At 60.3% G+C, this 26,944-nt stretch carries 15 protein-coding genes and 1 pseudogene; 9 read left to right on the top strand and 7 right to left on the bottom strand.

Annotation, left to right across the window (positions count from 1 at the left end; all coding sequences use genetic code 11):
* Positions 1 to 51: 51 nt before the first annotated feature.
* The 3 genes from ACR9ZN_RS33850 to ACR9ZN_RS33860 form a co-directional block, all read right to left on the bottom strand.
* Positions 52 to 726, bottom strand: coding sequence for a LuxR C-terminal-related transcriptional regulator (locus ACR9ZN_RS33850; RefSeq protein WP_434955974.1), 675 nt, complete (start codon positions 724 to 726; stop codon positions 52 to 54).
* 31 nt (positions 727 to 757) lie between these two features.
* Positions 758 to 1,057: a hypothetical protein gene (locus ACR9ZN_RS33855; RefSeq protein WP_454813593.1), complete on the bottom strand. Its 300-nt coding sequence runs from the start codon at positions 1,055 to 1,057 to the stop codon at positions 758 to 760.
* A gap of 545 nt (positions 1,058 to 1,602) precedes the next feature.
* On the bottom strand, positions 1,603 to 1,797 hold the full coding sequence (locus ACR9ZN_RS33860; protein ID WP_441772547.1) for a hypothetical protein: 195 nt from the start codon (positions 1,795 to 1,797) through the stop codon (positions 1,603 to 1,605).
* A gap of 456 nt (positions 1,798 to 2,253) precedes the next feature.
* Here ACR9ZN_RS33860 and ACR9ZN_RS33865 point away from each other — a divergent pair, with 456 nt between their 5' ends.
* Both ACR9ZN_RS33865 and ACR9ZN_RS33870 read left to right on the top strand, forming a co-directional pair.
* Positions 2,254 to 2,850, top strand: a complete 597-nt coding sequence (locus ACR9ZN_RS33865) for a LuxR family transcriptional regulator (RefSeq protein ID WP_481274421.1) — start codon at positions 2,254 to 2,256, stop codon at positions 2,848 to 2,850.
* A gap of 76 nt (positions 2,851 to 2,926) precedes the next feature.
* Positions 2,927 to 3,565, top strand: coding sequence for an acyl-homoserine-lactone synthase (locus ACR9ZN_RS33870; RefSeq protein ID WP_434955977.1), 639 nt, complete (start codon positions 2,927 to 2,929; stop codon positions 3,563 to 3,565).
* A gap of 241 nt (positions 3,566 to 3,806) precedes the next feature.
* On the opposite strand, the gene ACR9ZN_RS33875 is transcribed toward ACR9ZN_RS33870, so the two are convergent.
* The gene (locus ACR9ZN_RS33875; RefSeq protein ID WP_481274287.1) at positions 3,807 to 4,517 is read right to left on the bottom strand and encodes a 4'-phosphopantetheinyl transferase family protein; all 711 of its coding nucleotides are present in this window, start codon (positions 4,515 to 4,517) and stop codon (positions 3,807 to 3,809) included.
* Positions 4,518 to 5,327: 810 nt separating this feature from the next.
* On the opposite strand from ACR9ZN_RS33875, the gene ACR9ZN_RS33880 reads away from it, so the two are divergent.
* The 6 genes and pseudogenes from ACR9ZN_RS33880 to ACR9ZN_RS33905 all read left to right on the top strand — a co-directional run bounded on the left by ACR9ZN_RS33880 (position 5,328) and on the right by ACR9ZN_RS33905 (position 20,431).
* Positions 5,328 to 7,226, top strand: coding sequence for an amino acid adenylation domain-containing protein (locus ACR9ZN_RS33880; protein WP_481274288.1), 1,899 nt, complete (start codon positions 5,328 to 5,330; stop codon positions 7,224 to 7,226).
* Entirely contained in the window at positions 7,223 to 15,283 is an 8,061-nt protein-coding gene (locus ACR9ZN_RS33885) for an amino acid adenylation domain-containing protein (protein WP_481274289.1), read from the top strand. The genes ACR9ZN_RS33880 and ACR9ZN_RS33885 overlap by 4 nt, the downstream gene beginning before the upstream one ends.
* Positions 15,284 to 15,288: 5 nt before the next feature.
* Positions 15,289 to 16,641: pseudogene (locus ACR9ZN_RS33890) on the top strand (condensation domain-containing protein); the annotation flags it as partial.
* 332 nt (positions 16,642 to 16,973) lie between these two features.
* Positions 16,974 to 17,744 (top strand): thioesterase domain-containing protein, encoded by a 771-nt coding sequence (locus tag ACR9ZN_RS33895; RefSeq protein WP_481274422.1) that lies wholly within the window; start codon positions 16,974 to 16,976, stop codon positions 17,742 to 17,744.
* 157 nt (positions 17,745 to 17,901) lie between these two features.
* Positions 17,902 to 18,852 (top strand): alpha/beta hydrolase, encoded by a 951-nt coding sequence (locus ACR9ZN_RS33900; protein ID WP_481274423.1) that lies wholly within the window; start codon positions 17,902 to 17,904, stop codon positions 18,850 to 18,852.
* Between the two features lie 766 nt (positions 18,853 to 19,618).
* A complete protein-coding gene (locus ACR9ZN_RS33905; RefSeq protein ID WP_454813602.1) occupies positions 19,619 to 20,431 on the top strand; it encodes a LuxR C-terminal-related transcriptional regulator in 813 nt (270 codons plus the stop codon).
* A gap of 209 nt (positions 20,432 to 20,640) precedes the next feature.
* Here ACR9ZN_RS33905 and ACR9ZN_RS33910 read toward each other — a convergent pair whose 3' ends face one another.
* The 3 genes from ACR9ZN_RS33910 to ACR9ZN_RS33920 all read right to left on the bottom strand — a co-directional run bounded on the left by ACR9ZN_RS33910 (position 20,641) and on the right by ACR9ZN_RS33920 (position 25,050).
* On the bottom strand, positions 20,641 to 21,597 hold the full coding sequence (locus ACR9ZN_RS33910; protein WP_481274290.1) for an IS630 family transposase: 957 nt from the start codon (positions 21,595 to 21,597) through the stop codon (positions 20,641 to 20,643).
* Positions 21,598 to 21,854: 257 nt separating this feature from the next.
* Entirely contained in the window at positions 21,855 to 24,080 is a 2,226-nt protein-coding gene (locus tag ACR9ZN_RS33915; protein WP_481274291.1) for an EAL domain-containing protein, read from the bottom strand.
* Positions 24,081 to 24,309: 229 nt separating this feature from the next.
* Positions 24,310 to 25,050 carry a LuxR C-terminal-related transcriptional regulator gene (locus ACR9ZN_RS33920; RefSeq protein ID WP_481274292.1) on the bottom strand — a complete coding sequence of 247 codons (741 nt, stop codon included), beginning with the start codon at positions 25,048 to 25,050 and terminating at the stop codon, positions 24,310 to 24,312.
* Positions 25,051 to 25,697: 647 nt separating this feature from the next.
* Here ACR9ZN_RS33920 and ACR9ZN_RS33925 point away from each other — a divergent pair.
* Positions 25,698 to 26,855, top strand: a complete 1,158-nt coding sequence (locus ACR9ZN_RS33925; RefSeq protein ID WP_481274293.1) for a helix-turn-helix domain-containing protein — start codon at positions 25,698 to 25,700, stop codon at positions 26,853 to 26,855.
* The last annotated feature ends 89 nt before the right edge of the window (positions 26,856 to 26,944 follow it).

Genomic DNA, 26,944 nt, shown 5'->3' on the forward strand with positions numbered 1-26,944 from the left:
ACCGGCCTCCGCCATATAGTCCATTGTACATCGTCGATGAGGGCGCGCGCCTCAGTCGTTCGAGGTTTCGCTGGGAAGCAGCAGCTCATTGGTCAGGAACGCAACCTCGGTGCGGTTCTTGGCCTTGATCTTGCGCATGATATTGCGAATGTGAACCTTGACCGTGCTTTCGGTCATATTGAGCTTATGGGCGATGATCTTGTTCGGTTCGCCCTTGCGGACGCAGGCAATGATCGCCAATTGGCGCTCGGTGAAATGGGGGCGCCCTTCAATGGCCGGCAACTGGCCGTTGGTCGGTGCCGCGAAGCCCTGGCGTGCGGACAACAGGCCGCTGGCCGGAACGAAGGTACCACCGACATTCACGATACGGATTGCTTCGATGGCCACTTCCAGGCTCAGGCTCATGGTCACGAAGCCGCGTGCTCCACGCTCCAAGGAGGAGACCATCGTAGACGGATTGTCGATATCGGATAGGATGACCACGCGTGCGCCCGGTACGCTGGAGAGGATACGATCCAGCCCGGACTGAATGGCGCGGGCCGTACCTTCCTCACCGGTGGCACATAGCAGGATGATCGATGAAGGGGCGTGCGTGGAGGCTGTCAGCCAATCGTCGATGGTGTCATAGCCGACGGCAGCAAGATTTGCAGAAGAGGCCGTCAAGCACATCGTCAGACAATCGCGCCAGAAGGCACGCTTGTCGATTACACAAACGGGGATCTTCAAGTAACGCTCTCCCTCGTGTGTGAGGCCACTCTCACCGATCGATCTCACCTGCTTCCCCTCCCTCAGTTGCGAAATAGGCAAGGACTTTCAGCGAAATGTCAAACTTCCATGTTATCGCAATCCAGGAAGAAGATAGTTTCCTTTTTGGGGAAATATTGAACGTGCCGTGACCGTGGGCCGAGAAATTGGCCCAGCGTAGCCTGGATTCGACGTCTTCCTTGATAACGCCTGTGGATGCCACCCTTGAGGTGAGAAACACCATGGCGCGGGACTGCGATGTGCGATTTTGCACAACGCGGTCTGGCCGTGCCGGCCAGGTGACGATCGGCAAGACGGCACCAGTCATGGAGGGAAGCGGCGGGCATCTCCGAGAGCCAGGCCATTTCTTAGGCAGTGCGAGCATGCTGCTGCCATATCGCAATGCGGATGCCATGAGGCTTTATCACCTCTGCTCACAGAATCATGCCTCGCGCAAATATGTGACAATGGCGGGGCGGGCACGATCGGAGAGGCGCGGATCTGGGCTCAGTGCCCGGTTCCAAGATGGGATAGGACACAGCGCAAAGGCGATATGATCGGATAGCGGCCATTGATATGTCGCCGCGGTGTGGCGGCAGCTTTCACGCGCCCGCGCAGGTGGTCTTGCCATATGATCTGGCCATGTGATCTGGCTTGGGGCTGAAGAAGATGGAGCGCACAGAGCGCGCGTCATCGCGGCGGCTGGAAAATGGCCATGCAAATGAGGCCCGTGGCGGCATAACCACCCGGGCTTCATGTCATTCAGCGGATCTGGATGCGCCCGAGAACCAAGTGTCCGGCAACGATCGTCCAGTCCAGCGATCGTCAGCTCCCTTGAGTGTCAGGCTCGCTTCTGTGTCAGGCCCGCTTGGGGAACTCGTTGCCGAAACTCGTCCAGTGAGCCGTATTCAAGATACTACGACCCTCGACTTCAATATCGCCATCGGCCGTCATCACGATTCGCACCGGCCCATAAGCCACCAGATCGATGGTGATCGTGCCGGTGTCGTCATCGATGGTGACCATCGATTGACCTTGTTGAACTTCAGGCATTACGTCGTGACCCTTATTAATCATCGGTTCGACCCCACCGTTCGTGAGAATGGCGAAACATCGTCATATCGGAGGTTCAATCGATTGCCGTTTCTTGACGAATATTCAACCGATCAACCTTTGTTGGTTAGCTACTAACTGGCATCAGACTGGAATGAACTCAGACTTCTGCCATTTTTCTTTCGAGGTCTAAAGAGACATTGAAGTATATAATTCAAGTCTTCATCCCATCCCGGCAAGCGCCTGCGAAGTAATCTAGGAACTAGCATCCCGCTAGGTTTTGCATTATCATACCGTCCGTGGTTTAGGGGGCGGCATATGAGAGCGCTCGACAAGATATATTATGATATTGTCGATGAAATTGGCAGTGTACCGACGTCCCGAGACGTAAAAGGGATGTTGAATTGAGTTGTTCAGAGTTACGGGCTGCGTACGGCTGCCTATTTTGCTGTAAATATTCCAAGCTCTACGAGCGACGATCCCTATCTGGCTGTTACCTACTCCGATGACTGGGTTGAGCACTATAAGAGCGAAAACTACGTTAGAATAGATCCCGTTCTAAGAGAGGGGTTCTCGGCTGTCCTGCCTATTGACTGGCGCAAATTCGACCTGAAAGGGTCAAAGCTCCGTGCCTTTTTCGGCGAAGCTGCCGAATTTGGGCTGGGGCGCCAAGGCCTGACTTTTCCTATCCGCGGTCGCCATGGCGAGCGCGCTCTCTTCACCATCACCAGCGACGTCCCCGATCAGGAATGGGATCAGACGTTGGGGGCTTTCCAGCGCGACTTCCAGGTTTTGGCCTACCACATCCACAATGCCATCCTGCGAACAGAGGCGGTTGAAGAAGAGGAAGTCCATCTTTCTCCGCGTGAGATCGAATGCCTGAAGTGGGTTGCCCGCGGCAAGACGGTCTCGGAAACTGCGACGATACTCTCCCTTTCGGATCGAACGGTGCGGTTTTACCTCGACCTGGCTCGAGCAAAACTGAATGCAACCAATGTTACTCATGCCGTCGCCAAGGCAATGAATATGAGCATTTTTTTCGGAACGAGGTAACCCGTCAAATACGCCGTATTTCTAAGGGAATAAGTGACTAATAAATTCGAGCAGATTCCGACGGAGGGTCTGTTCGATGATTGAAGTCATTCAAAGTTACGAGCGTCATTTACATACTGAAACCCTTGATGCACTTTACGAGATGCGTGCGAGGGTCTTTAAAGACAGGCTGGATTGGGACGTTAATGTTTCCAACGGCCGCGAAATCGATTATTTCGACGATTGCGACCCTGTTTACTTGATATCGCGAAATCAATACACGGGGCGTGTGGAAGGTGGTCTGCGCTTGTTGCCGACGACTGGCCCGAATATGCTGCGCGATGTGTTCTCTGTACTGTTGCCGGACGGCGAAATTGTAGAAAGCCCGCTCATCTGGGAAAGCTCCCGGTTTGCGATCGATCCCGATCTTGCCACTGACGGCAACCGTCGCCTGCATTCGGTGACGACGGAGCTGCTGTGCGGCATTGTCGAGGTCGGCATGTTGGCCGGTATCGATTTCGTGGTGTCAGTCTACGATGCACGCATGGCCCGCATCTTCAAACTCGCCAATTGTCCGGCTGACGTGATCGGCGTGCCCACCAGAATCGGCCGCGTGATGACCTATGCTGGTCTTTTCGAGATCAGCGAGGAGATGCGTGCCGGGATTGCCGCTGCTGGCCAGATCACCGGCTCGGTTCTGCGTTCCGAGACGCAAGTCCACGCCGTTGCGGCTTAAGCCGCAACCGCGGTTGGACATTCGTTCAATCAGCCACTGCGCGCAAGGCTGTGGTGGCATCAATCCATGAGCCCGAGACCGGTTGAAGGTCCCGGGTTCATCTTGATCGTCTCGTAGGTGCGGGCCGGAAGCCGTCGCCAGGATCCGGTATCGCCTTCTGAGGCGTTACATAGGCGCCAGGGTTCGGACAACTCTGTGCGTTGTCTGTTGCGCGTATCGGCAGCGCGGCCGATGCTGTCCGTCAGTTCATTTCGACGATCGACCAATCGAGGCGCCGTGCCGCCACCGAGCCGGCGCGGTTCAATTCGGATCGCAGAGCGCGAATGCGCCAACATTTCGCTTCTTCGGAGTCGCCGCCGACGAAGCGAGGTGCCGTGTCGCCTCCGATGGCAAGATCGAATTCGAAATGAGTTGGCGGATGAGCAAAGCCGGTGCCGAGCGCTTTCAGGCAGGCCTCTTTACGGGCCCAACTCTCGAAGAAGGTGCTTTGCTGCGCCCCGGACGGCAATGCGTCGAATTGCGCGCGTTCGCCAGGTGAGAACACCTGCAGTGCGACGCCGTCTTCGATCGGGCGGATATGCTCGATGTCGATGCCGATTTCGAAACCGTTTGCGACGGCAAGTGCCGCCGCGTTCTCGCTATGGCTCAGATTGAAGCAGATCCGCCATCCCACAGGCTGGGTCGTGCAGAAGGGTTTGCCTTCGGCGCCATAGCCGAATCCGACCTCCTGCGGCGGTGTCGCGAGATAATTGCCGAGAATCCGCCTGAGTTCTCCCCGCGCTGCCACGAAGCGGCGCCGATGCCGTTCGAAGCGGAATTTGTCAGCGCGACCGCGCTCCTCCCCCGATAGGACTTTCCAGCTCCGATCGAAGCCGCTCTCGCTGGCGTCGAGATCCCATTGCCAGACATGAACGTCCTGAGGGGTGGGCGGTATGGGCGAAGGAAGGGGCATCGAAAGCTTGGATTCAACTGGCGTGGCGATTGACTGATTCTACAGGATCAGCATCGAGGCCGGCGCGCAAGCTCTCCCGGGGCGATCGGCGGCGGCGGGGCTTCGACCGGTACCTCCACTTTTAATCTCGCGCCGTAAGGCTATCGGAGTATGGGCGCTAGGCTCCGGGGTTGATGAAACCTACTCCTTTTGGTCCGACTTTGCCTATCGGGTGGGGGGAGGGCATTCAATTTCCCGAATTGAGACTGTGATCTTCGAACTCTACAATAATCGCAGTGTTTCGTTGGATGGGTTCTTTGAGTTTGCATCGAGCTTCGCCGGTTTTCTTGATTGCCGCAAAGGTCATTTTGTTTTGCTGGGGCCATGAAAGCGAAAGAAGCCTACCACTCTAATAATTCCTTCGTCGAATGTAATGTACCTCGTAAGTTTTTAGGTTTTCTTGCGAAGATTTTGCCATTTCACGGTAAATTCACGCATGGTTTCGAAACATAAGATCGCGTCGATATTAAAGTATTGCTCACGCATATCTGGAGTGAGGAAGGCAAAAGCTAGTCTGGGAATGTTCGACACGATTGTGGGGTTTGTTTGCTGGGGAGTGTGTGAAAGCGCACACGAGGCATCCGAGAGCCGGGGTACTCCGGCTTGCGACCAGCCTTGAGTTCAGCACCTCTCGCCGCCCCGATGGGTCGAAGGAAAGCAATGGGTATTACATCGGTGCTGGAGGGTGTCGGCAACGGCGGCTCGGCGGCACGGCCTGCGGCAGAACGATCTTCCGGGGCGACTATCACACGATTTTTGCATGGGGGCTGCGTGAGCACGTTTCAAACCAACTTGTCTGTCCATCAACTGATCAGCGAGCAGGCCGCGCTTCGCCCCGACAGCCTTGCCGTAACCTGCGACGGCGTTTCGATCACCTTCGGCGAATTGAACGCCCGCGCCAACCAGCTCGCCCATCGCCTGCTCAAGATGGGCGTGAAGCCCAATACATTGGTCGCCATCGGCCTGGAGCGATCGATCGATATGGTCGTGGGCATGCTGGGCATCATGAAATCGGGCGCCGCCTATCTGCCGCTCGATCCGAGCTATCCGCGCGAGCGACTGACCTTCACACTGGAGGATGCCCGACCCCTGGCATTCGTGACCACGACCAGTGGCCGCCCGACGCTGCCGCCGAGCGATCTGCCGATGATTTTGCTGGATCAGGACGCCAATAGCCTTAGCGCCGAACCGGTCACGAATCCGGATATTGCCATCGATCCGCAGTCGCTCATCTATGTCATCTATACCTCTGGTTCCACTGGCCGGCCGAAGGGATGCAAGCTGTCGCACCACAATGTCGTGCGGCTGTTCCACGCAACCGATCACTGGTTCGGTTTCGGGCCTGAGGATGTTTGGACCTTCTTCCATTCGCACGCCTTCGACTTCTCCGTGTGGGAGATCTGGGGAGCACTGGTCTATGGGGGCCGCGTGGTGGTGGTGCCTCATCGCATCAGCCGTTCGCCCGAGGATTTCCTGGACCTGCTCGTCCATGAAAAAGTGACCGTGCTCAACCAGACACCGTCCGCTTTCCGCACCTTGATCGAGGTCGACAGGCGCCGTCCGGAGGCTTCTGCCCTGGCCCTGCGCTACGTGATCCTCGGTGGCGAAGCCCTCGAGTTCCAGATGTTGCGGCCCTGGTTCAATCGTTATGGCGATGCCAAGCCACGCATCATCAATATGTATGGCATCACCGAAACCACCGTCTTCGTGACCTATCGCCCCGTATCTGCGGCCGAACTCGACGGCAACCGGGCAAGCCTGATCGGCGTGCCCATCCCCGATCTGAGCATCCATGTACTCGACGAGAACCGCAAGCCTGTCCCGGTGGGCGAGGAAGGTGAAATCTATGTCGGCGGGGAGGGGGTCTGCCTCGGCTATCTGAACCGTCCCGAGCTGACGGCGGAGCGTTTCATCGACTGGCAGCCCTCGGAAGATCAGGTTGCCGAGAAGCTGTACAAGACCGGCGACCTCGTCCGGCGTACGGCGGATGGCGATCTCGAATATCTTGGGCGCAGCGATCACCAGGTGAAGATCCGCGGCTTCCGCATCGAGACGGGAGAAATCGAAAACCAGCTTATGCGCCATCCGGCCGTCACGGCTTGCGCCGTGATTGCTCGCACGGACGGGCCCGGTGAAGCGAAGCTGGTCGCCTACATCGTGCCTTCGGCAACTCCGGCCGATGCCGCCACCCTGAAGGCGCATCTGTCGCAGACCCTGCCGGACTACATGCTTCCCTTCGCCTTCGTCGATCTGAGCGAATTGCCGATGACGGAGAACGGCAAGCTCGACCGCAAGGCGCTGCCGATCCCGACTTTCACCGCCAGCCCGATCGTGCCGGAGGCGCGCGATGAGCTCGAACAGAAGATTGCGGCCATCTGGGCGCGTGTTCTGTCCGTGCCCGACGTCAGTACCAAGATCAATTTCTTCGATCAGGGCGGGAGTTCGCTGCAGATTCTCACCGTTCTCGGTGAAATCCAGGAAAGCATCCATCCTCAGCTTCGCCTGAGCGACGTGTTCGAGCGCCCCACCATCACGGCGCTGGCCAATTTCATCCGTTCGAGCGCCGCACCTGCTACGGCGCCCGCCGCTCGGCCCGAGAATCTCCGGGCCCGCCAGCAGGCCGAGGCGCTCCAGCGCCTGCGCCAGCGCCAGATGGGAGCGGGCAGGTGAGCTCCATCTCCGACCTTCCGCTCAACGCCATCGCGGTGATCGGCATGGCGGGCCGCTTTCCCGGCGCCCGCTCTGTCGGCGAGTTCTGGCAGAACCTGCGCAATGGCGTTGAATCGATCACGCGTTTCGAGGACAGCGAGCTCGAAGATACGTTTGGCCCCGAAGTCCGGCGCGCGCCCAATTTCGTACGGGCCCGGCCGATCCTGCCCGATGTCGAGTTTTTCGATGCTGAGTTCTTCGGCATGTATCCGCGCGAGGCGGAACTGACCGACCCGCAGCATCGCATCTTTCTCGAATGTGCCTGGGAAGCCCTGGAAGACGGTGGCTATGATCCGGCCACGTTCCCAGGCAGCATCGGCGTCATCGCCGGCTGTAGCATGAACACCTATTTCCTCCACCACGTCGTCGGCAATCGTAACGTGTCGGAGGATTTCACCAATGCCTTCCAGGTCGCACAATACCCGATGCTGCTCGGCGCCAGCCGCGAATTCCTGGCGACGCGGGTGTCCTACAAGTTCAACCTGACCGGGCCGAGCTTCAGCGTGAACACGGCCTGCTCGACCTCGTTGATGGCGATCGCGCAGGCCTGCCAGCAATTGCTGCTGTTCCAATGCGACATGGTCGTTGCTGGCGGCGTTTCCATCACTTTCCCGCAGAAGCGAGGCTATCTGACCCAGGAAGGCGGCATGGTATCGGAGGATGGGCACTGCCGCAGCTTCGACGCCGATGCCAAGGGCACCGTGTTCGGTAGCGGCGCTGGTGCCGTGCTGCTGAAGCGACTGGAAGACGCGCTCGCCGACGGCGATCATATCTATGCCGTGGTTCGGGGTAGCGGCGTCAACAATGACGGTGCGGCCAAGGTCGGCTATACCGCGCCGAGCTCCGATGGCCAGGCAGCCGCCATCATGATGGCGCATGCCAATGCCGGCATCGATCCTACGTCGATCAGCTATGTCGAATGCCACGGCACCGCGACGCCGCTCGGCGACCCGATCGAGCTCGCGGGCCTGACCAAGGCATTCCGGGCGACCGGAGATGAGGGCCGCCAATATTGCGCCATCGGCTCGGTAAAGAGCAATGTCGGCCATCTCGATGCGGCGGCCGGCGTGGTCGGCTTCATCAAGACGGCGCTCAGCCTCGAGAACCGCCAACTGCCGGCGACGCTGCACTTCAAGAAACCCAATCCGCGTCTCGACATCGAGAACAGCCCGTTCTTCGTCAATGCGGCGCTGACGGAATGGCAGGAGGGGCCTGAGCCGCGCCGTGCGGGCGTCAGCGCCTTCGGCGTCGGTGGCACCAACGTGCATGTCGTGCTCGAAGAGGCCCCCTCGCTGGAGCCGCGTGCGGCCGGCAGGACTGTCGAAATCCTCACGCTGTCGGCGCGGAGCGAGACAGCTCTGGCCAAGGCTCGTGCCGCCCTGGCCGGCCGGTTGAGTGCCAATCCGACGCTGGAGCTTGCGGATGTCGCCCATACGCTGCAGGTGGGGCGCAAGGCATTCGACCATCGCTGGTCGGCGGCCTGCAATGATATCCCGGCCGCTGTCGCAGCCCTGAACGATCCGGCGGCACGCGCCTTCAAGGCCGCCGGTGATCCGGGCGTCGTGTTCATGTTCCCGGGGCAGGGGTCGCAATATCCCGACATGGGGCGCGGCCTCTATGAAGCCGAGGCAGGTTTCCGGGCCGACATCGACCGTTGCGCGGCGATCCTGCGCCCTCATCTGGAGCGCGATCTCAAGGAACTGCTTTATCCGGCCAAGCGCGAGGCCGATGATCACAAGCGCTTGGCCGCCACCTGCTATGCCCAGCCCGCGATCTTTGCGGTCGAATATGCATTGGCCCGATTGTGGATCAGCCGGGGAATCGTGCCACGCGCGATGATCGGGCATAGCGTTGGCGAATTCGTCGCAGCCTGCCTTGCTGGGGTCTTTACGCTCGAAGAGGTGTTGCCGCTCGTAGCCGCCCGCGGCCGCCTGATGCAGAACCTTCCGTCGGGGGGCATGCTGGCGGTAAGGCTTCCCGAGGTGGAGCTTGCGCCTTTACTCGGCGCTAATCTTGCCATCGCAGCGATTAATGGTCCTGCATTGTGTGTCGCGTCCGGGCCGGACGCCGCCATCGATGCGCTGGAAGCGCAGTTGAAGGCGCGTGGCGTCGTCAGCCGCCGGCTTCACACCTCGCACGCCTTCCACTCCCCCATGATGGATCCAATCATCGCGCCCTTTACCGAGGAAGTGTGTAGGATCGGCCTGAAGCCGCCGACCATTCCCTACGTCTCCGGCGTCACGGGTCAATGGATCACGGGTGAAGCTGCGACATCGCCCGACTACTGGGCCCGACATTTCCGTGAGCCGGTTCGCTTTGCCGACGGCTTGGGCCTCCTGCTCGGCGATGCGGCGACGGTCCTGCTCGAAGTCGGCGCCGGCAACACACTGACCACGCTGTCACTGCAAGGCGCAGCGAGGGGCAGGGCCGTGGTTTCCTGCCTGCCCGACGCCGCGCGCGAGCGGCCCGACCAGGACACCATGGCCGAGGCCATGGGTCGCTTGTGGACTGCCGGCGTGGCCGTCGACTGGGCGTTGCAGCCGACCGAGGCGACGCGTCGCAGGGTGCCTTTGCCGACCTATCCTTTCGAACGCACGCGCCACTGGGTCGAGTCACCCATGCGCCAGAGCACTCCCGTGGCCGCGGCCAACCCGCACGCCGCCCCACGATCCGAACCGGCATCTGCGGAAATTGCACCGCCTGCCGAAATCCTCGCAATGCCGCTCCTCGAGCAAACCGTGATGTCCGACATGACCGCCCGCACAGATACCATCAAGGCCGCCATCATCTCGATCTTCGCCGACCTTTCCGGCGAGGACGTGGCTTCCGCCGAACCCGGCACGACCTTCCTGGAGATGGGCTTCGACTCCCTGTTCCTGACCCAGGCTGCTCAGGAGCTCCTGAACAAGTTCGGCCTCAAGATCACCTTCCGTGCGCTCCTGGGAGATCTCGGCAGCATCGAGGCCCTGACGGAGCATGTCGCAGCGGCGTTGCCGCCCGAAAAATTCGCACCTGCTCCAGCCGAACCAACGCCGGTCCCGATGGCCGCGGTATCTGCCGTCGCGACGGTTCCGGGGGGCGTTTCGACGATCAGCCAGCCCGCGCCGCTTCTTTCGGCGGTGTTGCCGCTTGCCGGCGCAGGGGCTGGCGTCGAGGGCTTGATGCGTGACCAGTTGCAGGTCATGGGCCAGCTGATGCAGCAGCAGCTCGAGGTGCTGCGCGGCGGGGCGGTATTGCAGGCTCCTGCCGTCCAGGCCGTGATGGCTGCCCCTCCCGCCGTGCCGGCTACATCGCAGGGCCAGGCTCCCGTCGCCTCACAGCCTGCCCCGGCCGCCCCGGCCGATGGCGCGCCGGTGAGGGAATTGCCTTCGCGCTTCGCCGTCGCCAAGAACACCCAGAAGTCGCAGGATCAGGGGCTCGATGCCCGCCAGCGTGGTCATATCGAAGCACTCGTGGCGCGTTGGAATGCCCATAGCCCCGGCTCCAAGCAGTTGACGCAGGATTATCGCAACGTCCTGGCCGATCCGCGCGCTGCCTCGGGCTTCAATCCCGATTGGAAGGAGATGGTCTATCCCGTGATCGCGGCCCGCTCGAAGGGCTCGCGCATTTGGGATGTCGACGGCAACGAATATGTCGACTTGGTCAATGGCTACGGTCAGACCATGTTCGGCCATGCGCCTGATTTCGTGGTCGAGGCGGTCGACAGGCAGTTGCACGAAGGTTTCGCCATCGGCCCGCAATCTGCCAGGGCGGGCAAGGTTGCGGCTCTCTTCTGCGAGATGACCGGTAATGAGCGCGCCACCTTCTGCAACACCGGTTCGGAAGCCGTGATGGCGGCCATGCGGGTGGCGCGTACGGTCACCGGCCGCAAGCGCGTCGTCACCTTCGCCGGTGACTATCACGGCCAGTTCGACGAGGTGTTGGTCAAGGGGCAGGTCCGGCAGGGCGAGCATCGCACACTGCCGGTGGCGCCAGGAATTCCGCCGCAGTCGGTCGAGAACGTCACCGTGCTTGAATATGGCTCGGACGACGCGCTTGCTTGGATCCGCGAGCATGCCGGTGAGCTTGCCGCCGTCGTGGTCGAGCCTGTACAGAGCCGGCGCCCGGACCTGCGTCCCGTCGAGTTTCTCAAGCAGGTTCGCGCTGTCACCGAAACCTCCGGCACCGCGCTGGTGTTCGACGAAGTGGTGACCGGCTTCCGCATGCATCCCGGGGGCATGCAGCATCTGTTCGACATCAAGGCGGATCTGGCCTGCTACGGCAAGGTGGTTGGCGGTGGGCTGCCGGTGGGAGTTCTTGCCGGCAAGGCCAGCTTCATGGATGCGCTTGACGGCGGCGACTGGCGCTATGGCGACGATTCCTATCCGGAGGTCGGTGTCACCTTTTTTGCCGGCACCTTCGTTCGCCATCCGCTGGTCCTGGCCGCGCTCGAGGCCGTGCTCGAGCATCTGAAATCCAGGGGGCCGGCCCTGCAGGAGGAGGTCTCGGCCCGCATGGCGCGCCTGGTCGAGCAGTTGTCGGCCTGTTTCGCCGAATGTGGCTTGTCACTGCCGGTCCCGACCTATGGCAGCCTGTTCTATATCAATCCGAGCCATGACTACCGCTTTGGCAGCCTGCTTTACTATCATCTGCGTGCCCGCGGCATCTATGTGCATGAGGGCTTCCCCTGCTTCCTGACCACGGAGCATACGGACGAGGACGTCACCCGCATCGTCCAGGCTTTCCGCGACAGCATCGAAGCGATGCAGGCCGACGGCATGCTGCCCGGTGGTCCTCCGGTTGCGGGCGGTGACAGCAAGACCGGGGCGGCGCCGAAGGCGACCACTCCGACGGGGCCGATCGCGCCGACAGCCTCCCAGACCGAAGTTTGGCTCTCCGCGCAGCTTGGCGACGAGGCTTCCTGTGCCTTCAACGAGTCCATCAGCCTGAGTTTTGATGGCGCTCTCAATGCGGCGGCCCTGCGCGATTCCCTCAACGACGTGATCGCGCGTCACGATGCGCTGCGCATCCACTTCGACACGACCGGGACCCGCATGAGCTTCGCACCCGAGCTCCGCCTGGACCTGCCACTCGTGGATGTTTCAGGAGAAGCCTCGCCGCAACAGGCTCTGAAGGCGCGGATCGAGCTGGATGCCAGGACTGCCTTCGATCTCGTGGGTGGCCCGTTGGTGCGCGGCGAACTAGTCCGGCTGGCGCCGGATCGGCACGTCCTTGTCTTTACCGCTCATCACATCGTCTGCGACGGCTGGTCGGTCAATGTGCTGATTGGCGAACTCTCGGAGTTCTATCGGGCCAGGGTCGAGAACAGCAAGCCCGTGCTGGCCGATCCGCTCCCCTTCAGCCGCTATGCGCAGACCTTGCGGGAAGTGGCTGATGACGAAACCTATTGGGTCGGCCAGTTCCGTACAGCGCCACCGCCTCTCGAGCTGCCCTGCGACCGCGCGCGACCGCCGATCAAGACGTTCAACGGCGGTTCGGCCCAGTTTGCCATCGAAAGGCCGCTCTATGAAGCGGTCCGCAAGGCCGGGGCCAAACGCGGCAGCACCTTGTTCGCCACGCTGCTCGCTGCCTTCGAGATCCTGATGGGTCGCCTTGCTGGCCAGAACGAAGTGGTGGTCGGTATTCCGGCCGCCGGTCAATCCCTGGTCGAGGACGACAGGGCTCTGGTCGGCCATTGCGTCAACCTGCTGCCGCTGCATGCGTCCTGGCAGGACGGCATGAGCTTTGCTGATTTTCTGGCCGCCACCAAGCAGAGCGTGCTGGAGGCCTATGACCATCGCAGCTGCACGCTCGGCACCATCCTGCGCAAGCTGACTCTCCCGCGCGATGCCAGCCGGCTGCCGCTTGCCGAAGTCCAGTTCAATCTGGAGCGCCTGGGCGGGGATCTGGCCTTTCCGGGGCTGACGACCGAAGTCGTCCCCAACCCGAAGAGCTTCTCGACCTTTGATCTCTTTGCGAATGTGACGGAATCCGCCAACGGCTTGCGCATCGATTGCGACTATAATGCCGATCTCTTCGACGAGGAGACGATCCGCCGTTGGCTGGGGCATTACCGCACCTTGCTGCAGGCGATCGCCGACGACATCACGACGCCGATCGAGCGTTTGCCGTTACTGGCTGCCGGTGATTTGACTGCCACTCTGGCCGGACCGTCCATGCCCGCGCCTTCCGACCCGAGCCTGCTCACCATTCACGGACTGATCGAGGCCCAGGCCTCTGCCAATCCGCAGGCCGCGGCTGCACTCTTCGAGGATCAACAGCTCACCTATGGCGAGCTCGACCGTCGAGCTGGCCAGCTTGCAGCGCATTTGCGCGATCGCGGCCTCGGCAAGGGCGCGCGTGTTGCCGTGCTGGTCGATCGTTCGCTCGACATGCTCGTTTCCCTGCTGGCCGTGCTGAAGGCGGGCTGTGCCTATGTTCCTCTTGCCACCAATCACCCGGCATCCCGGCTCAATGGCATTCTGGCGGAGGCCGAGGTCGCGGCCGTGTTGAGCCAGGCGGCCTATGACGACATTGCTTCGGCTGCCGCCGTGACGATCCTGGTCGATCGCGACCGCGACGCGATCGCCGCATGTCAGCCCTTGCCGACGCCGGGCATCAAGGCGAGCAGCGAGGATCTTGCTTATGTCATCTTCACCTCCGGCTCGACGGGCAAGCCCAAAGGGGTCGAAGTAACCCATGGCTGCGTCGCCAATTTCCTCGCATCGATGCGTCAGGTACCGGGCTTCACCGCCGAGGACCGGCTGCTGGCTGTCACCACGATCTCCTTCGACATTGCGGCGCTCGAACTCTATCTGCCGCTGGCTTGCGGAGGCAGTGTGGTCATCGCGCCCCAAAGCGAGACGGCGGATGGCCATGCCTTGCTCAAGCGTCTGGAGAATTGCGGTGCCACCGTCATGCAGGCGACCCCGATCACCTGGGTGATCCTGCTCGAATCCGGTTTCAAGCCATCGCCGAAGCTGAAAATGCTCTGCGGCGGGGAAGCACTGCCGCGCAGCCTTGCGGATCAATTGGTCCAGAATGGCGGGCAGCTTTGGAACATGTATGGCCCGACCGAGACCACGATCTGGTCGTCGGTCGCCCATATCCGTCCAGGGCCGGATCCGATCACGGTCGGCCACCCCATCGCCAATACCCAGTTCCATGTGCTCGACAAGTTCGATCGCGTGCAGCCGCTCGGCGTGGTGGGCGAGCTCCATATCGGTGGCGATGGCGTCGCCCGCGGCTATTTCCGCCGCCCGGATCTGACGGCTGAGAAGTTCATTGAAGACAGTGTTTCCGGCACGCCCGGTGCACGGCTCTATCGTACGGGAGATCTTGCCCGCCTCATGCCGGGTGGCCGTCTCCAGCTCCTTGGGCGCAATGATCACCAGGTGAAGCTGCGTGGCTTTCGCATCGAGCTCGGCGAGATCGAGGCGGCGATCGCCAAGGCGGGCCTCGACGTCAATGCAGTGATCCTGCGCGAGGACATTCCGGGTGATCCCAGGCTCGTGGCGTATTATGAAGCTCCCGCTTCCACCGTGCCGAGCATAGAGGCTCTTCGCAATGCCCTCGGCCGGGACCTGCCCGACTATATGATACCCGGCCAGTGGGTCCGCCTGGACGCCATGCCGCGCGGTTCGAGCGGCAAGCTCGACCGCCGCTCTCTACCCAAGCCGAGCGAGTCGGCCGCCAACGAGCTGTCGGCCACCTATGTCGCGCCCGGAAACCAGGCCGAGACGGTCCTGGCTGAAATCTGCGCCGAGGTTCTCGGCCAGCCGAGGATCAGCGTGGCGGACGACCTGCTCACGCTCGGTGCGGACTCGATCCATATCTTCCAGATCGTGGCACGGGCAAACCAGGCGGGGCTGAGCCTGTCGGCCAAAACCCTGCTGCAGCAACGCAGCATCACCAAGGCGGCGGCCACGCTTGCTGGGGTAGCGCCCGTCACGGAACCTCCCGAGCTCCCGCAACTCGTTCGCGTTGCCAGGAGCAGCCGTCGAGTCGCCGCCAGCGCCCTGCAATCTCCGGAACGGTGAAGTCGATGGCTGGCTCTGAAACAGACAACGATATCGGCATCGGCTCGCAAGAAGCCGATACGGACCTTTATGCCTTTCCCTGTTCATTGGCCCAGGCCCGCTTCTGGATCCTGGACCAGATCACGCCGGAAGACCCCGCGCTGAACGTTGCGGTGCGGTGGCGCCTGCGCGGTCGGCTCGATGCCGGTGTGCTCCAGCAAGCGCTGAACGCGGTGATCGACCGTCACGAGATCCTGCGCACCAGCTATCGCGACGTCGATGGCGAGCCCGAGCAACTCGTTCATCCCGCGGCACCGATCCAGCTCCCGGTCATCGACCTGACATTGCTGCCGGAAGCGGGGCGCCATGAGGAAAGGGACCGCATCAGCCAGATCGAGGCTCGCAAGCCTTTCGACCTGACGCAGGTGCCCAATCTTCGCGCGACCCTGCTCAAAGTCGAGGCCGAAGAGCACATCGTCCTGGTCACTGTTCACCACATCGCCAGCGACGGTTGGTCGATGGGGATCATCGCGCGTGACATGATGGAATTCTACCAGGCCCGGCTGCGCGCCCGGACGCCGAAACTGGCCGACCTTCCTTTGCAATATGCCGACTTTGCGGTGTGGCAGAGCGAATGGATGAAGGCGGATGCGCTGAAGAACGAACGGATTTACTGGACCTCGCAATTGGCCGGGTTCAAGCGCTTCGATCTTCCTGCAGACAAGGTGCTTGAGGGGACTGGCACCGCGTCGGCCTTCATCCTGGGGCGTCAGTTGCCCCGTACGTTGACTGATTCTGTGTCGGCGCTGGCCACGGCGGAAGGCTGCACCTTCTTCATGGTCGGAGCCGCGGCGCTGATGTGTCTCCTGCATCGCCGCAGCGGATGTGAGGATATTACGGTCGGTACGCAGATCGCCGGGCGGGATCGCGTCGAACTCAACGACATTGTCGGTCCCTTCATCAATACCGTGCCGTTGCGCGCCAGGATCACAGGCAATCCGAGCTTCCGGCAATTGCTTGCCCAGATGCATGACGTCATCGAGGGGGCGTTGCTCAATCAGCGTATGCCGATCGAGGACATCATCGCTATCGCCAAGCCCGTGCGCGAGCCCGGCCGCAATCCGCTGTTCTCCGTCAATCTGATCTGCCAGCGCTCGTTCATCTCCACCGATGAACGCCCGGAGCTCAGCCTGATCGACATGCCGTCCGTCTCGCCGGGCGCGCTCTACGACCTGAACTTTTTCTTCGTCGAGCGTCCCGACGGCTGGCGCATATCCTGCGAATACGACACCTCACTCTACAACAAGGCGACGGTGGAAGGATATCTGGCGCAGCTGCAGGACCTGCTTGGCGGCTTCGTTGCCGATCTGGATCGACCGGTCGGTGAGGTCGGCAGCCACGCACCGCTTCCCGCATCTGCGCAGCAGTCCCCATCCGTGCGTGCATCCGAGGCCCTCGACAGTCGTGTTCGGGTGGAGGCCGAGCTTGCGGAGATCTGGGTCAATATCCTCAAGGTGCCGATCCTGAGCGTGAAGGACAATTTCTTCGCGCTCGGTGGGCATCTCTCTCGGCGTTCCGGATGCTCTCACGCCTTGAGAAAGTCTTCGGCAAGCGCATTTCCTTTGACGATCTGCAGAGCCATCCTACTATCGGCGAGTTGGCAAAACTCCTGGGCGGACCGGTGGCCCCCGAGGCGAAGGGCGCGGTGGTCATGCAGCCGCACGGCGCGAGCACACCCATCTTCGCCTTGCACGACACCTTCATCTTTCAGGAGTTGGTCAATCATTTAGGGCAGGAACAGCCCTTCATTTCGGTCCCGTTGCCGACCTTCGTCGAGGGCGAGGCGGAAGTCAGCCAGGCGGAGATGGTGGAGCACTGTGTGCGCATCATCGAGGAAGAGCGCCCGAACGGGCCCTACATCCTGCTCGGCTTTTGTGCTGCGGCCCGGCTCAATGTCGCTATCGCACGCCGTCTTATCGAGAGGGGACACGCAATAGAGCTGTTCGTGACGCTCGATGCCTGGGCTCCCGGTTACTCGAAGCGTCAGTCACGGCTGAAGGGGAAGCTGGGACGATTCTCCTATCAGATCCAATCGGGGCTCTATTATGCCCGCTGTCTTCTCGGCGGCGCGGAACAGCGCCGACATGCCCTCAGGCGCATCCGCCTCTTCCTGCAGGCTGTATTCGGCCGCACGTCGTTCGGGGGGGGACCGGACGAGGATGCGCGGATAGGTCATTGGGTGTCCGAAGCTGGTCGGAATGAAGACGGCAGGCCCTTGCCCATGCCAATCCTCACCTTCCACAACGAGAACATGCCGCTCGGCTACTTCCTCGACAGAACCATGGGCTGGAGCGCCCTTACCTCGAAGGACGTCACTATGGTTTCAGTGGCCGCGACCCATGAGGAACTCATCCGCCGTAATGCCTCCAGGATGATCGGTGACGTCATCAGGGCAACACTTAAACAGCAATCCGGCCATTGAGGATCTTCATGTCAGCCTCTCAGATCCGATCGCCGATGTGGTCGAGCAAAAAAAGGGGCTCGTGGGGGTGCTTTGCCTGGGAGCGGCATTGCTGGGGGCGGGTCTCGGTGTCGCCGGCCTGGCGAGGGCTGGAGATCCCGAGGTTGCAGTTACGCCGGTGCCGCTGTCAGGGCTGTGTGGCGACAATTCCGCCACGCTGCCGCGCGATGTCGCTGGGCGCCTTGCGGTCAGGGCCTGGTATACCAAGCAGACGGATGGCATCGGCGCCTTGGCTCGGTCGCCCGTCATATTCTTCAATGCCGGCTGGGGCGGCAGCGTCGAAGGCCATATGAACCAGATCGATGCCCTGGTTCAGCGCGGCTATGTGGTGATCGGAATCGATCAGAAAGGTCCCGATGCCTACAGGGAGTTCGTCGACTTCTCGGGCGAGGCGGCGTTCGCGCGTACCCGGGCGGCCGTCGACCTCAAGGCAGGCGAGTTTGCCAAGGACAATATCGCTGTCTTCGATCTCCTACGGGCAGCCGTTCCCTGCGCTGACGATCGCGATGTCGCCTCAGTGCTGAAGAGGCTCGATTTCGAGCGGGTCGGAATCGTGGGTTATTCATTTGGTGGTGCGGTTGCCGCCGAAACCAGCAGGCAGGACCCGCGTTTCAAGGCTGCCGTCAACCTCGATGGCTGGTTGTTCGGAGATGTCGGCAGGCTTGGCTTGAAACGCCCATTTCTTGAGATCAGCGACGATAGCGAGCTGCCGACGACGGCCGACCTCAATTCGAACGACACAGTACATCGCCTGACGTCCAGATTGACGGACGGAGATTACAAGCAGGTTCTGGTCAATATGGACCGATATGGCGGATATTTCCTAGTCATGGTCGGGAGCCGGCATCAGAGCTTCGTTGATATCTCCCAACGATCGCTCCTGGCGCGGATGGCCTCCCTGTTGCCAAGCAGCAGACGCACGATCGAGGCGGTGAACATCTATGTCGGCGCTTTTCTCGACCGATATGTTGCTGGCGGAAGTTCCGATCTCAGTAAGCTCATCGCTTCGCCCGATGATGGCGTCAGGGTGGTATTCGCCAAGTCGCCTTCGATGGAGGCGACTCGATGAGAGAGAGCTTCACCGCGGGTTGCAGGGTTCACGATCGACGCGCGAACGTGATTCGCCATCAGTGTTCGGGAGTCACGAAATCGCCACGAAGCGACATATTCCGATTCGAGAGCGTCTTCTTTGTCGATGTCAAGCTCGCCGACGGCTGGGATGGAGGGCAAGCTTCTTCCAAAGATCTCCGGCCAATGTGTGCAATTAAACGAGCAAAGAAGGGAAGCTGTCGCAGCGCTTTCACGCGATGTTCTTTCTAAACTGTTGAAATGAAAGGGTGTTTCTCGAGAATTGGTGAGGCCGGCCTGTAACTTCAGGTTGTTCCGGTAGGAGTTCATATGCCTCGGATAAGTAAGAATCTTTTGTGACCGATGCGTGCAGCTTCATCCGTTCGATAGGTAACACAGTGCTTCCCCAACGGCATAAAGCGAGCTAATACGTCGGCGCCGTACTTTGGACCGATTGACCGCCTAAAAGTATCACGTCGGTGTCACGGGGGCTGGGGTCTAACGTAACGCATCATACAAAACTCCATGTGCTACTTCATATTCTTATGGAGTTTACAAAGAGGCTGATACGTAGTAGTAAAGTAGCTTGATAAATTATGCTTGGCTGTTGCTGCATTGAGATGCGGTATATGGTTATTATAACCCAAGCATAGAATAAAAATGCTCGGAATTGAGCATGTTGGTTGCCAGAATTTTGACTGCCACGGAGCTGCTGTCCCAAGCACGCGTGTGGTATTTGTCGGACGACTTGTTTGGAGATTGAGACTGTGACTGATTATTCCGCGAGTAGCCAAGCTTTGATGCCATTTGCGGTAGGTTCAGTGCTGCCGTTGAAGTCATCTTCCTCTGTCGTTGAGCTTAAGCGGGAGCGCCGCATGGATGACAGTCCTCAAGATGACCCCACTTCTGGCAAGCTCGACCAGGATTTGCAGACACGGATCGTCATCGTCGATGAGAATGCTCTTTCGCGTAGCTGCCTGATGCGTTGTCTTGCTGCGAGTGAGGGAAATTTCGTTGCGGAGGGCTATTCGCGTATCGCCGATTGGGAGGCCGCTGGGCCGACTACGACGATGCCTATCGTGCTTTTGTGTGCGACAGGGCGGAAGGCGACGGAAACCGCGATACGACGCGATTTGGATCTTGTTATCCAGGCGGCGCCGGACGCGAGGGTTATCCTCGTCTCCGATAATGAGGAGCCGGCGGAGATCGTTGCAGCTTTGGAACGGGGAGCAAGAGGCTACATCGCCATGAGCTCCAATCTCGACGTCGCGATTGCCGCTATTCGCCTAGTGCGCGCCGGCGGCACTTTCGTGCCGGCCAGTGGCCTGCTTTCGTCGCGTTCTCAGGGCGCCCAGGCGATCGAGGAAGGTGAAACCAACGGCAGGTCCCGGCAGACTGTCTTTACGCAGAGGCAGCTCGAGGTGATCGACCGCTTGCGCCAGGGCGAGTCGAACAAGCTCATCGCCTACAAGCTCAATATGGGCGAATGCACCGTCAAGGTGCATGTCCGTAACATTATGCGCAAGATCAAGGCGCGGAACCGCACCGAGATCGCTTTCCTGACCAATGAGCTGTTCTGAGACGCTACACCTAGCCGTCGGCGCCGATCCACCGCCCCGATGCCACCTGGTATTGGGGCGGTTTTGTTTTAGCGGGCAGGTTGCCGGTTGTAATAGAACTATGAGCACGGGGCCCTACGGCGCCAAGCCCGATTCCAACATCAGGTCCGGTGCTCTGGAGCAAAACGCTTTCATGACTGAACGCTTGTTTGCTCTAGAGCATCGGACATTTAATCGTACGCATATCCAGCGGCGTTAAGATAGTTCCAGCATTCTTTTGGGGTGAAGAGATCGCAGATATCGCCGATTGCGTTCCAGAGTTGTTCGAAAGTTCGAGCGGCAGCCGCCCTCAGATGGGCTTTGAGTTTGGCAAAGGCCATCTCGATGGGATTGAGGTCGGGGGAGTAGGGCGGCAGGAAGAGGAACCAGGCGCCGGCCTGCTTCAGGCATTGTGCGGCATTGGTGCTTTTGTGGACGGCGAGATTGTCGAGAATGACGACATCGCCCCTGGAGAGTGTGGGCGCCAGTTGGGTTTCAATCCAGACGTCGAAGGCTTGCCGGTCCATCGCCTTGTCGACCACCCAGGGTGCGGTCAGCCCATGACAGCGCAAGCCCGCGATGAAGGTCTGGGTTTGCCAATGGCCGAACGGTGCTTGGGCATGGAGCCGTTCGCCGCGCGGGCAGCGGCCGCGTAACCGCACCATTTTGGTGTTCACGCTCGTCTCGTCCACGAACACCAGCCGATGCGGTTCCAGCCGCATGCGCGGCTGGCGATAGTCAATCCACAGATGACGTTCGGCCTGGATGTGTGCGCGTGCGCGTTCCGACGCCATCAGCGCTTTTTTATATGTGAAGCCGTTTCGGCACAAAAAGCGCGACAGCACAGCAGGAGCAGCCCGCAAATTGTGGACTTCTCCGAGCCGTGCGGCCAGTTCCGGCATGGTGATGTCGGGTCTTGCTTCCACAACACCGATCAGGAAACCGGCAACTCCAGCCAGTTTACCTCCACCAGGGGGACGCCCCTGACGCGCGGGTGCCCCTGATCCATAGGCAACCACACGCTGCAGCAGCTTCACAGCGAAGCTCTCGCTCACTTCAAAATGACGAGCCGCAGCTCGGCGCGAATGGCCGTTCTCAACAAAGCTGACAATCCGATCGCGAAGATCCTGAGAATAGCTCCTGCCCATGATCCACCTCCAATAACGGTGAATCACAAATTGCCCTCCAAGGGAATCGCCGATTCCAGTTTCAGATCCGACGCTCTAAGTCCTTGTTTCGACGCGTCTTTGCGATTCGAAGTGACTTCGTCAAATCGCAAAACGCTCTCGCGATGATTGGGGGCGGAAGTTGCACACGACCGGGGGGCGGCGATCCCATCTGGATGCCCGAGTGCGCTGCTGGCTTTTCGTCGGCTTGAAATTCCACCTCCCGGAGCGGAGATGGGTCAGGCAGTCAAAATCTCTGCCTTCGTCTTTCGAGAAGCAGGCGAGGGGTTACCATGCTGCCTCTCCCGTAGCCAAAGTTCGAGATCGGCTGCATTCAGGGGGCGGCTCAGCAGATATCCCTGCACGATCTCGCAGCCCAGTTCCCGCAGCATTTGTTGCTGCGTTTCGGTTTCCACGCCTTCCGCGACGACCACGATGTTGAGGCTCTGACCGATGCTGTTGATTGCCGTCACCACGGCAAGCGCGCTGGGGTCGGTTACCATCCCCTCGATGAAGCTGCGATCGATCTTCAGCTCCGAGAAAGGAACATGGGTCAGGCGGCTCAAGCTCGAATAGCCGGTGCCGAAATCATCCATGGACAGTCCGACGCCGAGGGCCTGGATGGCGGCGATGGTGGCTAAGGTGGTCGGATGATCGTCCATCATCACGCCTTCGGTGATCTCCAGCATCAAGGTGTGCTTGGGAATATCGTATTGGCGCAGCAGATGAGCCACGACATCGGGCAGATTGCGGTTACGGAAATGCAGGGGCGAGAGATTCACTGAAATCGCCGGAATGTGCTTGCCAGCCGCTCGCCAGACGGCCATCTGGCGGCAGGCCTCGCTGAGCGCCCAGATGCCGATTTCATCGATCAGGCCGATCTGCTCGGCGATCATGATGAAGCGGCTGGTGGAAATATCGCCCAAAACGGGATGAGCCCAACGAATGAGGGCCTCGACACCGTGCAGGGTACCATCCGCGAGGTTGACTTGCGGCTGATAGAGCAATCGCAACTGCCCCTGCGAGACGGCTTCACGCAGAGCTGCGCCCAAGATCACCCGCTCCTGCGCGCCGTCGACAACCTCATGTTCATACAGGCAAACGGCTTCCTGTCCGGCTGCCTTGGCTTTGCAGGCGGCGGAATCGGCCCGTTTCAACAGGGTTTCGACATCGGTGCCATTATCTGGATAAAGGCTGATACCGATGCTGATCGAGATCGGCAGCAACAGATCCGCGATCGCAAAAGGTTTGGCGACGGCGTCCACCAGCTTTCTGGCAACCATGCTGGCATAGGCACTGTCGGCCTCCGGCAGCATGATCACGAAGACATCGCCGCCGAAGCGCCCGACAATGTCGATGGGGCGAAGCTGGTTCTGCAAGCGGGTGGCGACCTGGCTGAGGATCTGATCGGCTGTGGAATGGCCGAATGTATCGTTGATGTCCTTGAAGCGTTTGACGTCGAGGCGCAGCAGCGCCATCGTGCCTTGCTTCTCACTGGCTTCCACGATCGCCTGACCGGCCTTTTGATAAATCTGGCGGCGATTGGGCAGGCCGGTCAGCATATCGAAATAGGCAAGCCGGTTGATATGCTCCTTGGCCTCGTGCTGCTCGATCGCCAGGGCGCACAGATGAACGCAGGCTGTGACGATTTCCTCATGCAGATAGCTGGGGCCGCGTTTTTCGCGGAAATAGAAGGCGAAGGTGCCGGCAACCCGGCCATCCCGCAGCTTGATGGGGACGGACCAGCAGGCCCGCAGACCCAGCGGCAAGGCCAGCCCCTTGTAAGGTGTCCAAAGCGGATTGGTCTCGATATCGTCGACGAGCACAGGCTCACCGAAATAGGCTGCCGTCCCGCAGGAGCCGACGCTGGGACCGATCGCGATCCCATCCAAGGCGTCCGAATAATATTGCGGCAGGCTTGGGGCGGCGAGGGGGTGGAGGAGGCCGTTCTGGTCTACCCTCAGAATCGTCGAGATGACGTCTCGCGTGATGAACTCGGCCTTCTTGCAGATGAATTCCGACACGCTCTCCAGCGAGGCGCCGGATACCAACTCCTCCAGCACATTGTTCTGGAGCGTCTGGATCATTCGCGCAGGGGTATTGCTATGGATGGTGACAATCGTCTCAGTGACGTTCTCGTCAATGTCACGAATATGATCGGTATAGATCAGCAACGTGATTTCATTGCCGAATTTGTCGCGGCCATTGATCTCTTCCAGGCTGCCGCGCTTGGCGTTGACGAGACGCTCGAGGCTGAGGCGGGCCGCCGAAGGGATGGCCTTGCTGATGAGCACCGAAACGAGCGGGCGGCCGATCACGTCCTCGGACCGATATCCGAGCATCTTGGTGAAGCTGGGGTTGATCCAGACTATTTCGCGCCGGGCGTTGAGGACCGCAACTGCCTTGTCGCTCTCCTGAACCGAACGGCCGAGGAGCTGAATGCCTCTGTCACGCGTAAGTGGCATGCTTCTTTCCAATGTATCCTTGTCGTGCCTGACGATCATTGGCGCGCCTCGGTGAAGCAGACATCGCAATTGAGATCGCCAACGATGCTACAGCACTCCAGTGGTCTTGTTAAGATTTCATCGGGGTCGACATTCGACGCATCAGAATCTGAGGTCGGAGCAACGTTTGTCAGGCTATTCGATTCTTCTCGCACCGGTGGTCATTTGGTTTCAACAGCCCTTTGGCGCGCTATTGTGACTGAAAGAGCTCGCTGGTCATGCAGACGAGTTCAGTTCTGTTGCGAGCTTGAATCTTCTTCATCATGTTCCGCACGTGGACCTTCACGGTGCATTCGCTCATGTTGAGCTTGTGAGCGATGACCTTGTTCGGATCACCCTTGCGAAGATTTTCAAGCACGGTCAGCTGCCGTTCGGTCAGCAAGGCGGAAGCGCGCCTCTGCGGCTTGACTTCGGCAGCAGGCGAACTGGCGCCGCGCACGGAAAGCAGGCTGCTGGCAGGAATGAACGTGCCGCCGACATTCACCAGATTGACGGCACCGATGGTCACGTCGAGATCCAGGCTCATCGGCACATAACCCTTGGCGCCGCGCTCCAGCGCGGCGACCATGCCGGCGGGGTCCTCGACGTCAGAGATTACGATGACCCTCGCGTCGGCCGTCGTCTGCAGAATGGCATCCAAACCCTGGTGGAGGGCGGTTTCGGTCGCCTGGCGCCCGGTTGCGCACAGGAGAATGATTGGCATGGCGGACTTCGTTGCCGCATCCTGCCATTCTCGGATGCTTTCATAAGCGCGGATTTCGAACTCGCTCACGGCGTCACCAAGGCAACGGCTCAGGCAGTCACGCGTGAAGGTGTTGTCGTTGATGATGCTGATCGTGGCTTTTTCTGCCACGCTGTCCTTGTCCTTGCGGACGGGCGAGGCCTCATCGCTGGCCTCGTCGAAGGCCCGTCTGTCGCGCTGGTACTGCAAGGGCCGCCGCCTGTCGAGGATGGTGGAAGCGTCTGGGAAGGCGATGTTCATGATCAATCCGCAACGTGTTGGTACTATGCTGACTAAGGGGCAAGTTATGCGAGATCGATGATTTGGTCGTTAGCTTGGAGTCCGCAGACATAGCAATGAGTACAAATTCCGAGGCAATCTGGTCCGGACGTGGTAGCAAAATGTCTCCAAGGGCGTATGGCCTCATACCCCTTGCCCTCGCGGGAGCTGTGCCGGGGGCGGGGATTTGAGCTCTTTTGCCGTATATATTGTTACTGCCTGAGTACGCACGCGTGAGGGGACGGCGGCGAAGGGCGGAATTTGCGATGGAGATATGCCTCTGTATAATTGGTAATAACCTCTACGATATATCCGTTGAACGGTATGATTTTATGAAATATCCCCTTGGGCATGGCGCAACCTTACCGTGCGACACGTTGGTTTGCGCAACAGGCAGGAATCGGCAATCCACTTGTGCATAAGGTAAAGGAGGAGGGGCTGGACGCGTTGAAAAGTCTCTTTTGAAGATTTCCTTTGTTGTTCATAATAACAGGTGCGGTCGCCACCTCGAGGTGCCGTCGGCAAGATATATGAGCTCCCGATTTGCGTGAGCCTGCCGCGAAAGCGAGGAAAACAGAATGGACGATGGCGCGTCCCGCAACGATCAGAAGCCGGTCTCCGGTACCCCGGCCCAGCGCCCTGGCAAGGAGCGCCGCCGTTGGTCGCGACAATCCGGTTCTCAGCAAAACGACAATCCACCTCCACCTCCAGCTCTGGCGCCTCTGGTTTTTTCGACAGAAACATTCCCGCCGCGCGAGCAGTTCGAAGCCTGGCAAGCGCTCAATGCGCCGCTTGCCGATCTGACGCTTCCCGATGGCGTGACGGCGGAGCAGGGATTTGCAGCGCGTCAGATCGCGTGGAATCTCGGCGGCATGCTGGTCGTGCAGCAGAAGGCGTCTGCCCACAGTTATCATCGTTCCGCGGCTAAGCTTCGCTCCAGTCTCATCGATCATTGGGTGGTCATTCTCAGGCGCGAGGGAAAGGCATGGACAGAGGTTGGCGGACGTGTCGTCGAGAGCCAGCCGGGAACGGTCGAGATCCGCTCTCTCGGCCACGCTTTCCGCGGCAGAATGCTCGAATCGCAGAGCCTGACGTTTTATTTGCCGCGCGATCTCTTTGCCGATTCGACTGCGATTCTCGATGCCGACAACAATCGGATTCTGTCGCGTAACCTTGCCGGCCTGCTGGTCAGCCACGTCGACACCGTGGAGGCACGGCTGAGCGAGTTCAGCAAGGATGATCTACCCGGTGTGGTCAATGCCACCAGGGATATGGTCCTGGCCTGTGTGGCTTCCACCGAAGAGCGGGTGGTGGCGGCCAGCAAGCACGGAACGGTGGCACCCATGGAACGTGCCCGGCGCTTCATCCGCAATAATCTACAAACAACCGCCATTACGCCCGACCTGTTATGCCGGGAACTCGGCATATCGCGGACTCATCTCTACCAGTTGTTCGAGCCGAGCGGCGGTGTGGTTCACTACATCCAGAAACAACGGCTGCTCGCCGCTCACGCCGCGCTCAGCGATCCCTCGGACCGCCGCTTGATCGCCGATATTGCCGAGAGTTTCGGCTTCGCATCGGCGGCTGATTTCAGCCGCGCTTTCAGCCGGGAGTTCGGCTACAGTCCACGGCAGGCGCGCAGCGCCCCCGCGCCGAGCCGTCTGGTGAAAGACAGGGCTCAGGATGCGGATGGCCTGCCCTCGTTCGAGCGCTGGCTCAGGGCTTTGGGAAGCTAAAGTGTTTTTGCGATTTGAAGGAGTGGCCTAGAATCGCAAGGACCCTTCCAGACAAGAAGCTAGAGCAAAGCGCGTTCAGGCTTGAACGC

It is taken from the genome of Labrys sp. HAY1-8F (assembly GCF_056754975.1).

What these genes read in the sequence shown, in the direction of transcription:
- ACR9ZN_RS33860 (WP_441772547.1), bottom strand. Translation starts at nt 1,797, where the DNA reads ATGCCTGAAGTTCAACAAGGTCAATCGATGGTCACCATCGATGACGAC.
- ACR9ZN_RS33870 (WP_434955977.1), top strand. Translation starts at nt 2,927, where the DNA reads ATGATTGAAGTCATTCAAAGTTACGAGCGTCATTTACATACTGAAACC.
- ACR9ZN_RS33875 (WP_481274287.1), bottom strand. Translation starts at nt 4,517, where the DNA reads ATGCCCCTTCCTTCGCCCATACCGCCCACCCCTCAGGACGTTCATGTC.
- ACR9ZN_RS33895 (WP_481274422.1), top strand. Translation starts at nt 16,974, where the DNA reads ATGCAGCCGCACGGCGCGAGCACACCCATCTTCGCCTTGCACGACACC.
- ACR9ZN_RS33910 (WP_481274290.1), bottom strand. Translation starts at nt 21,597, where the DNA reads ATGGGCAGGAGCTATTCTCAGGATCTTCGCGATCGGATTGTCAGCTTT.
- ACR9ZN_RS33915 (WP_481274291.1), bottom strand. Translation starts at nt 24,080, where the DNA reads ATGCCACTTACGCGTGACAGAGGCATTCAGCTCCTCGGCCGTTCGGTT.
- ACR9ZN_RS33925 (WP_481274293.1), top strand. Translation starts at nt 25,698, where the DNA reads ATGGACGATGGCGCGTCCCGCAACGATCAGAAGCCGGTCTCCGGTACC.